Genomic DNA, 12,865 nt, shown 5'->3' with positions numbered 1-12,865 from the left:
GGCTCCGAGCAGCGCGCTCTCAGGCTCGGGCGTGCCCCTTGACCTCGACCTCGGTGAACACGACCCGCACGTCGCCGCGGTTCTCGATGCGGTGCGTGGCGCCGGCCCTCCGCGTGTACGCGTCACCGGGCACGAGCTGCACCTCGAGCTCGGTGCCGTCGGGCGAGATCGCCCACATCGCCGAGCGCTCGACGCCGACGACCGCATAGTCGAGCTCGTGCGTGTGCATCTCGATCGAGTCGCCGGGCTCGACCGTCCACTCGACGATGCGGAACCGGTCGTCGTCGGCGAGCAGCCGCGAGGTGGTCATGCGCGGTGCGCCTACGCCGACGCGGACGCGGCCGCTCGCGCCGCCGCCGGGAGCGCCTCGACGATCCGGCCGAGCGCCTCCTCGTCGTGCGCGGCCGTGACGAACCAGGCCTCGAACACGCTCGGCGGCAGGCTCACGCCCGCGTCGAGCATCGCGTGGAAGAACGGCGGGTAGCGGAACGCGTCCTGCGCGCGCACCTCGTCGAAGTCGCGCGGCGCGCCCTCGCGGAACGCGACCGAGAAGAGGCTGCCGACGCGCGTGATCGCGTGCGCGACGCCCTCGGCCGCCAGCGCGTCGGCGAGCGCACCGGTGATGACGTCGGCCGCGTGGTCGAGCCGCCGGTAGACGTCATCGGTCGCGAGCCGCAGCGTCGTGAGACCAGCCGCGACCGCGACCGGGTTCCCCGAGAGGGTGCCGGCCTGGTAGACCGGGCCCATCGGCGCGAGCATCTCCATGAGGTCGCGGCGGCCGCCGAGCGCGGCGAGCGGCATGCCGCCGCCGATGACCTTGCCGAAGGTCATGAGGTCGGGAGCCTCGTCGCCCGTCCACTGCTCGAGCCCCCACATGCCGCTGCGGTGCACGCGGAAGCCGGTGAGCACCTCGTCGCTGATGAGGAGCGCGCCGTGCGCGTGCGCGGTGCGGGCGAGGAAGGCGTTGAAGTCGCCGTCGGGCTCGACGACGCCCATGTTGGCGGCAGCCGCCTCGACGATGATCGCGGCGATCTGGTCGCCGCGCTCGGCGAAGAGCTGCTCGATCGCGCCGCGGTCGTTGTACGGCACGACGACGGTCGTGGCGGCGACGCTCGCGGGGATGCCGGCGGAGCCCGGCATCGCGAGCGTCGCGAGGCCCGAGCCGGCGGCGACGAGCAGGCCGTCGGAGTGCCCGTGGTAGTGCCCGTCGAACTTGACGAGCAGGTCGCGCCCGGTCGCGCCGCGCGCGAGCCGAATCGCCGTCATGGTCGCCTCGGTGCCGGTGGAGACGAGCCGGAGCCGCTCGACGGGGCCGACGCGGCGCTCGACCTCCTCCGCGAGCAGCGCCTCGGCGGGCGTCGAGGCGCCGAACGAGAGGCCGTGCGCGGCAGCGTCCTGCACGGCCTCCACGACCTCGGGATGCGCGTGGCCGAGGATCGCCGGACCCCAGCTCGCGACCAGGTCGACGAAGTCGCGACCCTCGGCATCCGTCACGTGCGCGCCCTTCGCGCGCACGAGGAACGCGGGCGTGCCGCCGACCGAGCCGAAGGCGCGCACGGGGCTGTTGACGCCGCCGGGGATCGCGAGCTTCGCCCGCTCGAACAGCTCGGCGTTCGTGCTCATCGGAGCGCTCCCATCAGCTCGGCCTGCTCGATCGCCCAGTAGGTCAGCACGACGTCGGCGCCGGCCCGCGCGATGCTCGTGAGGCTCTCGGCGATGAGCCGGTCGCGGTCGATCCAGCCGTTCGCGGCGGCCGCCTCGACCATCGCGTACTCGCCCGACACCTGGTAGGCCCACACGGGCACGTCGGATGCGGCGGCGACGTCGGCCAGCACGTCGAGGTAGAGGCTCGCGGGCTTGACCATCACGATGTCGGCGCCCTCGGCGATGTCGAGCAGCGCCTCGCGCAGGCCCTCGCGGCGGTTGGCCGGGTCCTGCTGGTAGGTCTTGCGGTCGCCCGTGAGGCTCGAGTCGACGGCCTCGCGGAAGGGGCCGTAGAGCGCGGTCGCGTACTTCGCTGAGTAGGCGAGGATCGCGGTGTCGAGGTGGCCGGCGGCATCGAGCGCGGCGCGCACGTGCGCGACCTGGCCGTCCATCATGCCGCTGAGCCCGAGGATCTGCGAGCCGGCCTCGGCCTGCGCGAGCGCCATGTCGGCGTAGCGGTCGAGGGTGGCGTCGTTGTCGACCGAGCCGTCGGCCGCGAGCACGCCGCAGTGGCCGTGGTCGGTGAACTCGTCGAGGCACAGGTCGGTCTGCACGACCGTCGCGTCGCCGAAGCGCTCGGCGAGGAACCGCGTGGCGCGGTTGAGGATCCCGTCGGGATCGGTCGCGCCGGAGCCGACCGCGTCCTTCGCCGTCGGCACGCCGAAGAGCATGACGCCGCCGACGCCCGCCGCGATCGCCCGCTCGACCTCGCGCGCCGCGGAGTCGAGCGTGTGCTGCACCTGGCCCGGCATCGACGAGATCGGACGGGGCTCGTCGATCCCCTCCGCCACGAACATCGGCAGCACGAGCTGCGCGGGGTGGACTCGGGTCTCGGCGACCAGGCGGCGCATGGGTGCGCTCTGCCGCAGCCTGCGGGGGCGAAGGGTGGGAGGCATCCTCCCAAGGGTACTCTCCGACGCTCGTCCGCACCGGGTCCGCTGCGCATGGGGTGACCTGCGCAGCGAGCGTGCATAGGCTGGAGGGACAGCGAGGCGCCGGGCGCCACGAGGGCCCGCGACTCCACCTCGACGCAAGGAGCGCACCATGCAGGCAGTCCAGTACACGGCGTTCGGGCAGCGACCCCAGCTGGTCGAGGTCGAGAAGCCCACTCCCGGGCCGGGCGAGGTGCTGCTGCGGATCACCGCTTCGGGCCTGTGCCACTCCGACGAGGTCGTCATGTCGTTCCCTGAGGAGGGCTACCCGTACCCGATGCCGATGACGCTCGGCCACGAGCCGGCAGGCGTGGTCGAAGCGCTCGGCGAGGGCGCGACGGGCGTCGAGATCGGTGACAGCGTGATCGTCTACGGCTGCTGGGGCTGCGGCGTCTGCGCCATGTGCGCCTCGGGCCGCGAGCAGCTGTGCCTCAAGGGCATGGTCTCCCCCGGACTCGGCGTCGACGGCGCGATGGCCGAGTTCATGATCGTCGACACCGCCCGGCACCTCGTGCCGATCGGCGATCTCGACCCGGTGCGCGCCGCATCCCTCACCGACGCGGCGCTCACGCCCTACCAGGCGATCAAGAAGGTGCTGCCGCACCTGATGGGCGGCTCGACGGCCGTCGTCATCGGCGCCGGCGGTCTCGGCCACGTCGCGATCCAGCTGCTGCGCACGCTCACCTCGGCGCGCGTGATCGCGCTCGACGTGGGCGATGAGAAGCTCGAGTTCGCGCGCGAGATGGGCGCGCACGAGGCCGTCGAGTCGAACGCGGGGGCGGCGGCGCGGATCAAGGAGCTCACTGGCGGCGTCGGCGCCGACGTCGTCTTCGACTTCGTGGGGATCGACCCGACCGGCGCCACGGCCGTGGCGGCTGTGAAGGTGGCGGGCGCCGTCGTGCTGGTCGGCGCCGGCGGCGGTACCGCGAAGGTCGGATTCATGGCCGCTCCGTTCGACGTCGAGGTGCGCACCTCGCTGTGGGGCACCCGCGCGTCGCTCATCGAGCTCGTCGAGATGGCGCACCGCGGCGAGATCCGGATCGAGACGCAGGAGTACCCGATCTCGAAGGCGCTGCAGGCCTACGCCGACCTGCACGACGGCAAGGTGCGCGGCCGCGCAGTGGTGGTGCCGGGCGCGTAGCGACGGACGCTCCTCCGCGGACCGGGTCCACCGAGCGGGTCCGGGTGCACCGGGTTCACCCGGGTGGACCGGGTCCGCTCGTCAGTCGATCGCGATGACCTCGACGATCGCGGTGCCCGTCCGGTAGCGGACGGGCATGCCCGGGTGGGCGGTCGCGAACCAGAACGTGCTCGTGCCGCCCTCGCGCCGCACGTCGTAGCGGAGGCAGTCCAGCTCGCCGATCGGGGTGGCGACGCGCTCCGGCTCGACGGTCGTCGCATCTGCGGGGAAGGCGGCGTGCTCCTGCAGCTCCCGCCAGGTGACGCGCGACGGGCGCGGCTCGTCGACCGGCGTGCCCGACGCATCCGTCACGACCTGCGTGAGCTCGCAGCCCTCGGCGTCGCCGGCGGCGAAGCTGTCGCAGTGGTAGCTCGTCAAGCCGTCGAGCTCGGTGCGCACGAGCACCGAGCGACCGTCGCGGCAGCCCTCGCGGATCTCGGCCGCGGTGAAGGGCGTCGGCGCGAGGCCCGGCCCGAGCACGCGCGCGTCGGTCACGCGCCCACCGCGCCGAGCTCGGCGTCGATCGCGTCCTCGAGCACCGAGATCACGGGCCAGCCGCCCTCGGAGCTGTTGCCGAGCACGCTCACGGTCGTCTGCGTCGCGATGATGTGGGTGGAGCGGAACGAGGCGCCCGCGTCGTAGCCCTCGAGGATGAGCGCGTCGTGGCTGCGGTGGAGCCAGAGCCCCATGCCGTACCGCTTGCGCTCCTCCGGGACGTCGTGGCGCGGCGCGGCCATCGCCTCGAGGGTCTCGCGCGAGACGATCCGCCCGTCGAGCAGCGCGATCCAGAACCGGTGCAGGTCGGCCGCGGTCGTGAACGCGCCGCCGTCGCCGTTGCCGAGCACCGGCAGGTGCAGCGTGTTCACGAGGTCGCCCTCGTCGTGCACATAGCCGGCCGCGGCATCCGCCGGCAGCGCGTTGAGCGGCAGGAACCCGGTGCGCTCGAGCCCGGCCGGGTCGAGCACGAGCCTGCGCACGACCTGGTGGTAGGTCTCCCCCGTCACGCGCTCGAGCAGCACGGCGAGCACCATGTAGCCGCCGTTGCAGTACGAGAAGCGGTCGCCCGGCGGCGCCTTCTGCGCGTGCCCGTCGAGCATCGGCAGGAACGCGGCGGACGTCGTGAGCGTGTGCACCGGCAGCGTCAGCACGTGGTCGGACGGCTCCCAGTCGGCCTCCTCGTCGAGGTAGTCGCCGATGCCGGAGGTGTGCGTGAGCAGGTGCTCGATCGTCACGCGGTCGTCGATGCGCGGCAGGTCGTCGCCGAGCAGCTCGCGCACCCGCTGGTCGAGCCGCAGCCTGCCCTCCTCCACGAGCCGCATGACGGCGAGGGCGGTGAAGCCCTTGCTGCCGCTCGCGATCGCGATCCGCGCATCCGCGGTCATCGGCGCCGCGAGCGCACGGTGCACGAAGCCCTCGCAGCGCTCCAGCGTGCGACGGTCGCCGCGGTCGACGGTCGCGACGCCGGTGAACGCGTGCTTCGCGACGGCCGCGTCGAGCGCCTCGGGGTCGACGTGCATGGGTTCCTCCTGCGGTGGATGGTGTCGGTCGGATGCTACGCCGGACCGTCGACGAGCGCGCCCGCCTCGATCGTCCAGCGCCGCGTGAGCCCCAAGCGGTCGAGGAACGCCGCGTCGTGGCTCACCACGACGAGGGCTCCCTCGAAGGCCGCGAGCGCCTCGACGAGCCGGTCGAGGCTGTCGAGGTCGAGCGAGTTCGTGGGCTCGTCGAGCAGCAGCAGCTGCGGTGCGGGGTCGGCGAGCAGCAGCCGCGTGAGCGCGAGCCGGAAGCGCTCGCCGCCCGAGAGCTCGCGCACGCGCTGCTCGGCGCGCGTCCCGCGGAACAGGAAGCGCGCGAGCTGCGCCCGCACCTCCTGCGGCGGTCGCGAGGGCGCGGCGTCGCGCACGGCGTCGATGAGGGTCGCATCCTCGTCGGGAAAGCGGAGGCGCTGCGGCAGCATCGCGGTCTGGCGGATGCGGTGCGTCACCGCGGCGACGGGCGCCGGCCCGCCGTCGGGCGCGGGAGCACCGACGATCGCTTCGAGCAGGGTCGTCTTGCCCGCGCCGTTGGGCCCCGTGAGCGCGATGCGCTCCGGCCCGCCGACGAGCACCTCGCCGTCTGCGGTGCGCAGGGCGAGCACATCCCGCCCGGGCGGCACGCGCGTCTCCGGCAGCCCGATGCGGATGGTGCGGTCGGCGCGCAGCCTCGACTCGGCCTGCTCGAGCGCGGTCGACGCGCTCTCGAGCCGGTCGTCGTGCATCGCGCGGTGCTTCGCCGCGGCGACCTGCGCCTCGGTCGCGCGCTGCTTCATGACGATCTTGGGCTTGCGCTTCTCGGCGAAGGCCTTGTCGGCCATGCGAGTGCGGCCCGCGAGCTGCAGCTCGGCCGCGACCCGGTCGCGACGCTCGCGGCGCAGCTGCTGCTCGGCGTCGCGCACGTCGCGCTCGGCCGCCGCCTGCTCGGCCTCGATCGCCTCGCGGTAGACGGAGTACGGCCCGTCGAAGACGCGCAGCCCCGCGCCGCGAGCACCCGGTGCGCCGGGGCCGTGCAGCTCGGCGATGCGGTCGACGCGCTCGAGCAGCTCGGTGTCATGGCTCACGACGACGAGCGATCCGCGCCACGCCGCGACGGCGTCGTGGAGCCGGCCGCGCGCATCCGCGTCGAGGTTGTTCGTGGGCTCGTCGAGCAGCGCGATGTCGGCGCGCTGCAGCCGGATCGCGGCGAGCCCGACGAGCACCGCCTCGCCGCCCGAGAGCGCGGCGATCGGACGGCGCAGCAGGCCGACCCCGCCGGCCGGGCCGTTCGTGGCCGGGCCCAGCGCGGCGAGCTCGGCGAGCGCCTCCGACTCGATGCCCCAGCGGTCGCCGACGGTGTCGAAGCGGTGCTGCGCGACGTCGCCGCGCTCGATCGCGGCGACCGCGTCGAGCACGGGCGCGATGCCGAGCGCATCCGCGATGGTGCCGGAGCCGAGCCCGAGCTGCTGCGGCAGCGTCGCGACGGTGCCGTGCACGGTGAGCTCGCCCGCTACGGGTGCGAGCTCGCCGGCGATGAGTCGCAGCAGCGTGGACTTGCCGGTGCCGTTGCGACCGACGAGGCCGGTGCGGCCGTGGCCGAGGGCACCGGAGACGCCGTCGAGCACCGGGGTGCCGTCGGGCCAGTGGAAGGTGACGCGCGAGAGCGCGATGAGCGGGTGTGCCAAGAGATCCTCCGAGAGCGGGATGAGCGCTGACGGATGCGTCGACGATGCGTGTGTCGTCGGGTCAGCGCGCGGTCGCGGCTCCGCGGATCTCGGTCATCTCGGCTCGTTCCTGGCGTGGGGCGTCGGCGCTGACACCGCCGACGATCGCGCAGGCGACGGTACACGCTCGACCGCGCGAGCGCCACCGACGGCGACGATCGCCACGGGGAGCGATCAGCGGCGGATCTCGGTCGCCTCCGCGACGCGCGCGAGCAGCTCGGCCGCCGCGCTCGGCCGCACGAGCCACAGCATGTGACTGCCCTCGAGCGTGTGCACGTCGTACGGGTTGTCCGGCGTGAGCGCGTCGCCCTCGCGGATGAGCCGGTCCTGCAGCGCGAGCGGCATGGACCGGTCGTCGCGCAGCCGGATGTAGCTGCGCGGGATCGTGCCCCAGGTCGAGGCATCGGCACGGTCACTGTCCCCGCCGACGTCGAGGTTCTCGTCGGGCTGGAAGGTGTTCAGCACGACCCGGAGCTCGTCGTCGGTGCCGTCGGCCAGGAACGCGTCGCGGAAGCCTGCGAGCACCGACGCCTCGGCCGTGCGGAAGTTGCTGCGCAGCAGGCCGAGCCGGGCAGGATCGCCGACCATGGCACCCGCGAGCGCGGCCGGATCGACATCGCGCATCTCGGGCTCGGCGTAGTAGCCGCTCGCGGCCAGTGCCACGGGCGCCCACGCGGCGACGTAGACGAGCCGGTCGACGAGCTCGGGCCGTGCGTTCGCGACCGCGGTCGCCGTCATGCCGCCGCGGCTGTGCGACGCGAGCACGATGGGCCCGTGCTCGCGGGCGCGCTCGAGCACCTCGATGACGTGCCGCACGTTGTCGGCGAGCGTCACGCCGCGGATGCTGCCCTCGGCCGACGCGAGATCGGCCGGGTCCTGCGGTGCCTGGTAACCGGCCGGGAACGTCGCCGCGAAGCCGTGGCCCGGCAGGTCGATCGCGAGCGAGCGGCAGCCGAGCGCCGCGAGCTCTGCCTGCAGGGGCGAGAACGCGAACGAGCTCGAGAACGCGCCGTGGATGAGGATGATCGTCGGTCGCATGGGACGCCACGGTACGCGCCGCCGGGCTCGGGCGCGAGGCTCCCAGGCCCACGGCCGCCCGGCTAGCGTGGGCTCGTGGCGGACGACGACCTGGACGGGCTCGTGGCGCGCGTGCCGCTCGGCTGGAGCCGGCAGCTCGTCGACGGCCGCGCCTGGGGCATCTCGCGCACCGATCGCGCGGGCGGCCGGTCGAGCACCATCGACGGCGAGGAGCTGGGCGGTGCAGGGCGGATGAGCGCGAACGTCTGGCGCACTGCAGCCGGCACGCTGCTGCGGCCGTGCGAGATGCCCGCCGAGCAGGTGCTCGAGGTGCTGCGCGCGCTGCCCGAGCCGGGCTGAGGCGTCAGCCCTCCGGCTCGGTCACGTCGGCGATCTGCGCGCCGAGGTGCGCGATGAGCGCGTCGCCGTCGACGGTCGCGGCGACGCCGTGGGCGCCCGCACCGATCGAGACGCGCCGGCCGCGCACGCGCTCGTCGGCGACGACCGGGAGCGGCCGCGTCGTGCCGAACGGCGTGATCGTGCCGCGCCGGTACCCCGTCACGGCGAACGCGGCGTCGGCGTCGGGCATCGAGAGCCGGTTCACCCCGAGCAGCGCCCGCAGCTTCGGCCACGCGATCGTGCGATCGCCCGGCACGAGCACGAGCAGGTGGTCGTCCTCGCCGCGGCGCACGACCATGGTCTTGATGATGTCGGCGGGCTCGACGCCGCGAGCCTCGGCGGCCTCGGCGAGCGATCCGACCCGGCCGTGCCGAGTGACCTCGTGCTCGAGCCCGGATGCGACGAGCGCGTCGAGCGCGGGGTTCCGGTCGGTCATGCGGTCAGGCTACGCCGCCTCCGACTTCAGCGCGCGGTCGCGGCCAGCGCGGCGACGAGCGACTCGATGCTCGGGCGCTGCGCGATGCCGGCGACCCGGAGGCCGTACTTGCGGCAGTCCTCGGCCGTCTGCTCGCCGATCGCGATGATGCGGGTGTCGGCCGCGAGCCCGAGCCGCGCCACCTGCTTCGCGACCGAGCCCGAGGTGACGAGCACGGCGTCGATCGGCGTCTCGGCGGGCTCGACGGCCGTGAGCGCGTCGTCGTGCCCGTCCTGGCCCGCCGCCTGCTGCTCGTGCTGCCGCCGCGCCGACTCCTCGTCCATGGCGGGCAGCGATCCGCTCTGGACGGCGGCCTCGACGAGCTCCTCCCCCGACTCGAAGACGGGCACCGTGCGGTACGCGACGACCTCGGAGACCTGCATGCCGTGCTGCCGCAGCCCCTCCGCGATCGTGGGGCGCGCGTCGACCGCGTGCGGCCACAGCACGCGGCCCTCGCGGATGGGCCACTCGTCGACGAGGCCTGCGGCCGACTGCTTCGTGGGGATGAACGCGACCGGCACGCCGCGCTCGCGCAGCGACGCGGCGGTGACCGAGCCCACCGCGGCCACCTGCACCGAGGAGGGCACGCGCGGCAGCACGCGCACGGTCGACTGGCTCGTCACGACGAGCCAGTCGAAGCGCCCCTCCGACAGCTGGCCGAGGATCTGCTGCAGGCGCGCCTGGTCCTCCGCGGGCTCGATGCGGACGAGCGGCAGGATCAGCGGCTCGAAGCCCGCGTCGGCGACGAGCGCGGCGACCTCGTCGCCCCAGCTGCCGCCTCGAGGGATCAGGACGCGCATGGATCCTCCGTGAGATCGGTCGTGGGTGGGCAAGCAGTCAAGCAGAGGGGCGGCGCCGCGCCGCGGGCGTGCGCGGTGCGCCGCCGATCCGCTAGGCGCGCGCCTCGTGCACGAGGTCGGCCGCGCCGCCCTCGAGCAGCTCGGCGACCGCGCGCTCGGCGACATCGCGCGCGGCCTCGGCGAGGTCGGCGGGCTTCGTCGAGTCGAGCGTGAAGGCGTGGGATGCGCTCAGCCTGGTCGACCCGTCGGTCGCGTATGCGATCCCGGTGAGGAAGAGCATGCCGTCGGCGACCTCCGCGTGGGCGGCGACGGGCGCGGAGCAGCCGGCCTCGAGGCCTGCGAGCACCCGGCGCTCGGCGTCGACCGCCGCACGCGTGGCCGCGTGATCGGTCTTCACGACCGCGGCTCGGGTCGCCCCGTCGCCGTCGCGGATCTCGACCGCGAGCGCGCCCTGCCCTGGTGCCGTCGGGAAGTCGACGAGGCTGAGGATGTCGGTCGCCCTGTCGTCGAGCCCGAGCCGCTTGAGCCCCGCGAGCGCGAGCACGACGGCATCGAGGTCGGCGTCGTCGCCCTGGGCGCGCGCGAGCCGCGTCGGCACGTTGCCGCGGATGTCGACGACCTCGAGATCGGGTCGAGCCACGCGCAGCTGGGCCATCCGGCGCGGCGAGCCGGTGCCGACCCGCGCGCCCTGCGGCAGGTCGGCGAAGGCGAGCCCGTCGCGCGCGCAGAGCGCGTCGCGGGCGTCCTCGCGCTTCGAGACGGCCACGAGCTCGATGCCGGGCGCCGGCGTCGTCGGCAGGTCCTTGAGCGAGTGCACCGCGACGTCGACGCGCCCGTCGAGCAGCGCGTCGCGCAGCGCGGAGACGAACACGCCCGTGCCGCCGATCTGCTGCAGCGACGAGCGGTCGGTGTCGCCCTGCGTCGTGATCGGCACGAGCGCGACCTCGGCGTCGAAGCGCTCCGCGAGCGCCCCGCACTGCGCCATCGCGAGCGCCGAGCCGCGCGTGCCGACCTTGAGCACGGTCACGGCTGCAGCCCTGCCACCGCGGGGCGGAACCCCAGGCGCGGGTTCTCGCAGCAGCCCGGTCGGCACACGTCGTACCAGGGGTGGATCGAGGTGACGGCCTTCCGCTCAGCGGCCGGCCGGCCCTCGAGCCGCTCCTGCACGAGGTCGACGAGCGCGCCGACGTACTGCGGGTCGATGCCCGGCGTCGGTGCGCGGCGCACCCACAGCCCCGCCTCGGTGGCCGTCTCGATGGCCTCCTCGTCGAGGTCCCACATGACCTCCATGTGGTCGCTCACGAAGCCGAGCGGCACGATCACGATCGCCTTGCGACCCTCCAGCGCCTCGATCGCGTCGTTGATGTCGGGCTCGAGCCACGGCTGCGACGCGGGGCCCGAGCGCGACTGGTAGACGAGCTTCCACGCGACGCCGGGCGCCGCCTCGGCCATCACGTGCTCGGCCGCCGCGAGGTGCTGGCCCTCGTAGCCGCCGCCGGGCCCCCACGCGTGCAGGTCGGGTGCGCCCGAGCGCTCTGCGTCGGCGGTGGGGATGGAGTGGGTCGCGAAGAGCACCTCGATGTCGGCATCGGCGAAGCCCGCCTCGCGAGCCTCGGCGACCGTCGCGCGGACGCCGTCGATGAACGGCGCGAGGAATCCGGGGTGGTTGAAGAACTGCCGCACCTTGTCGATCTGCATCGACGCCTGGAGCCCGGTCGCCTCGAGCGCATCCGCCCAGTCCTCGCGGTACTGGCGGCACGACGAGTACGACGAGTACGCGGAGGTCGGGATGGCGAGCAGGCGCGTCGCGCCCGCTCCCGCGGCCTGCTCGAGCGTCTCGTCGAGGTAGGGCGCCCAGTTGCGGTTGCCCCAATAGACGGGCAGGTCGACGCCCGCGGCGGCGAGCGCGCCCTCGAGGGCCGCCTTGAGCTCGCGGTTCTGCTCGTTGATCGGGCTCACGCCGCCGAAGTGGCGGTAGTGGCCCGCGACCTCCTCGAGCCGCTCGTCGGGGATGCCCCGCCCGCGCGTCACGTTGCGGAGGAACGGGATGACGTCGTCCTGGCCCTCGGGTCCGCCGAATCCCGACAGCAGGATGCCGTCGTAGGCGACGGGCTCCTCGACGTGCTCGGGACCGGCCTGCGCCGCCGGGCTCGCGCTCGGCACGGCGGCGCCGGGCTCGAGGTGCACGCCCGTGGCGGCCGGGGCCTTCGTCTCGCGCCGCGCCGGCTGCTGCTGCTGGGCCTGCTGGTCCTGTGCCTGCTGGTCCTGTGCCTGCTGCTGCTCGGGCTGCGCCTGCATGCCGCCGCAGCAGCCGCCGCCGCAGCAGCCGCCGGCCTGGTTCGTCGTCTGCTCGCTCATGCGAGCACCTCCTCGATCTCGTCGACCGCGATCCGGCGGCCCGTGTAGAAGGGGATCTCCTCGCGCACGTGGAGGCGCGCCTCGGTGTTGCGGAGCTCGCGCATCATGTCGACGAGCTCGGTGAGCTCATCGGCCTCGAGCGGCAGGAGCCACTCGTAGTCGCCCAGCGCGAACGCTGAGACGGTGTTCGCGACGACGCCGCGGTAGGCGGCGCCCGCTCGCCCGTGCTCGGCGAGCATCCGGCTGCGGTCCTCGGGCGGCAGCAGGTACCAGTCGTAGGAGCGGTTGAAGGGGTAGACCGTCAGCCACTGCTTCGGCTCGATGCCGCGCATGTAGCCCGGCACGTGGCGCTTGTTGAACTCGGCGTCGCGGTGGACCCCCATCGCGCCCCACGTCTGCGTCGTGCCCGCGAGCTCGCGCGAGCGGCGCACGCGGCGCACAGCCGCCTGCAGCGCCTGCGGCGTGCTGCCGTGCATCCACACCATGATGTCGGCGTCGTGGCGGAGCCCCGACACGTCGTAGATGCCGCGCACGACGACGCCCTCCGCCTCGATCGCGGCGATCTCGTCGGCGAGCGGCGCACCGGCCGCGGCGCCCGGCTCGGCGCCCTGCCCGCGGCGGTGGACGCTCCAGATCGTGTAGCCGTCGTCCGCCGGTGCCTGCTGCGTCATCTGCTCGCTCATGCGTCTCCTCGATCGTCTGCGTCTCGTGCCGGGGCGCCGGCAGCCTCGTCGTGCTCGCCCGCCGGCGCGGCGTCGCCCGCGC

The 12,865-nt window shown here is 74.2% G+C and carries 14 protein-coding genes; 2 read left to right on the top strand and 12 right to left on the bottom strand.

The window, feature by feature from the left end:
- Nucleotides 1-19 precede the first annotated feature (19 nt).
- From ABD106_RS09480 to hemB, 3 genes are read right to left on the bottom strand one after another with little or no spacing between them, the layout of a single operon-like run.
- Nucleotides 20-310 carry a cupin domain-containing protein gene (locus ABD106_RS09480; protein ID WP_343919729.1) on the bottom strand — a complete coding sequence of 97 codons (291 nt, stop codon included), beginning with the start codon at nucleotides 308-310 and terminating at the stop codon, nucleotides 20-22.
- Nucleotides 311-321: 11 nt separating this feature from the next.
- Nucleotides 322-1,623, bottom strand: coding sequence for a glutamate-1-semialdehyde 2,1-aminomutase (hemL, locus tag ABD106_RS09475; protein WP_343919727.1), 1,302 nt, complete (start codon nucleotides 1,621-1,623; stop codon nucleotides 322-324).
- Nucleotides 1,620-2,600: a porphobilinogen synthase gene (gene hemB, locus ABD106_RS09470; RefSeq protein WP_343919725.1), complete on the bottom strand. Its 981-nt coding sequence runs from the start codon at nucleotides 2,598-2,600 to the stop codon at nucleotides 1,620-1,622. The genes hemL and hemB overlap by 4 nt, the downstream gene beginning before the upstream one ends.
- A gap of 148 nt (nucleotides 2,601-2,748) precedes the next feature.
- Between hemB and ABD106_RS09465 the strand changes: the two genes are divergently transcribed.
- The gene (locus ABD106_RS09465) at nucleotides 2,749-3,777 is read left to right on the top strand and encodes an NAD(P)-dependent alcohol dehydrogenase (RefSeq protein WP_343919723.1); all 1,029 of its coding nucleotides are present in this window, start codon (nucleotides 2,749-2,751) and stop codon (nucleotides 3,775-3,777) included.
- Nucleotides 3,778-3,858: 81 nt separating this feature from the next.
- On the opposite strand, the gene ABD106_RS09460 is transcribed toward ABD106_RS09465, so the two are convergent.
- The 4 genes from ABD106_RS09460 to ABD106_RS09445 form a co-directional block, all read right to left on the bottom strand.
- Nucleotides 3,859-4,311, bottom strand: coding sequence for a hypothetical protein (locus ABD106_RS09460; RefSeq protein ID WP_343919721.1), 453 nt, complete (start codon nucleotides 4,309-4,311; stop codon nucleotides 3,859-3,861).
- Nucleotides 4,308-5,333 carry a serine hydrolase domain-containing protein gene (locus ABD106_RS09455; RefSeq protein ID WP_343919719.1) on the bottom strand — a complete coding sequence of 342 codons (1,026 nt, stop codon included), beginning with the start codon at nucleotides 5,331-5,333 and terminating at the stop codon, nucleotides 4,308-4,310. The genes ABD106_RS09460 and ABD106_RS09455 overlap by 4 nt, the downstream gene beginning before the upstream one ends.
- Nucleotides 5,334-5,368: 35 nt before the next feature.
- On the bottom strand, nucleotides 5,369-7,012 hold the full coding sequence (locus ABD106_RS09450; RefSeq protein WP_343919717.1) for an ABC-F family ATP-binding cassette domain-containing protein: 1,644 nt from the start codon (nucleotides 7,010-7,012) through the stop codon (nucleotides 5,369-5,371).
- A 213-nt stretch (nucleotides 7,013-7,225) separates the two neighbouring features.
- Entirely contained in the window at nucleotides 7,226-8,089 is an 864-nt protein-coding gene (locus ABD106_RS09445) for an alpha/beta hydrolase (RefSeq protein ID WP_343919715.1), read from the bottom strand.
- Between the two features lie 75 nt (nucleotides 8,090-8,164).
- Here ABD106_RS09445 and ABD106_RS09440 point away from each other — a divergent pair, with 75 nt between their 5' ends.
- Complete coding sequence (locus ABD106_RS09440) at nucleotides 8,165-8,428, top strand: peptide methionine sulfoxide reductase (protein WP_343919713.1); 264 nt, start codon at nucleotides 8,165-8,167, stop codon at nucleotides 8,426-8,428.
- Nucleotides 8,429-8,432: 4 nt separating this feature from the next.
- On the opposite strand, the gene ABD106_RS09435 is transcribed toward ABD106_RS09440, so the two are convergent.
- From ABD106_RS09435 to hemQ, 5 genes are all read right to left on the bottom strand, one after another.
- Entirely contained in the window at nucleotides 8,433-8,903 is a 471-nt protein-coding gene (locus tag ABD106_RS09435) for an aminoacyl-tRNA deacylase (RefSeq protein WP_343919711.1), read from the bottom strand.
- 26 nt (nucleotides 8,904-8,929) lie between these two features.
- Complete coding sequence (locus ABD106_RS09430; RefSeq protein ID WP_343919709.1) at nucleotides 8,930-9,742, bottom strand: uroporphyrinogen-III synthase; 813 nt, start codon at nucleotides 9,740-9,742, stop codon at nucleotides 8,930-8,932.
- A gap of 91 nt (nucleotides 9,743-9,833) precedes the next feature.
- Nucleotides 9,834-10,769 carry a hydroxymethylbilane synthase gene (hemC, locus tag ABD106_RS09425; RefSeq protein WP_343919707.1) on the bottom strand — a complete coding sequence of 312 codons (936 nt, stop codon included), beginning with the start codon at nucleotides 10,767-10,769 and terminating at the stop codon, nucleotides 9,834-9,836.
- Nucleotides 10,766-12,100, bottom strand: a complete 1,335-nt coding sequence (locus ABD106_RS09420) for a ferrochelatase (protein ID WP_343919705.1) — start codon at nucleotides 12,098-12,100, stop codon at nucleotides 10,766-10,768. Before ABD106_RS09420 ends, hemC begins: the two co-directional genes overlap by 4 nt.
- Nucleotides 12,097-12,783, bottom strand: coding sequence for a hydrogen peroxide-dependent heme synthase (gene hemQ, locus ABD106_RS09415; RefSeq protein WP_343919703.1), 687 nt, complete (start codon nucleotides 12,781-12,783; stop codon nucleotides 12,097-12,099). Before hemQ ends, ABD106_RS09420 begins: the two co-directional genes overlap by 4 nt.
- Nucleotides 12,784-12,865 lie beyond the last annotated feature (82 nt).

Source organism: Agrococcus citreus, from assembly GCF_039527715.1.
Taxonomy (GTDB): Bacteria; Actinomycetota; Actinomycetes; order Actinomycetales; family Microbacteriaceae; genus Agrococcus; species Agrococcus citreus.
Note: the sequence above shows the minus strand (reverse complement) of the source record. Positions and strands in the feature narration are given on the sequence as shown.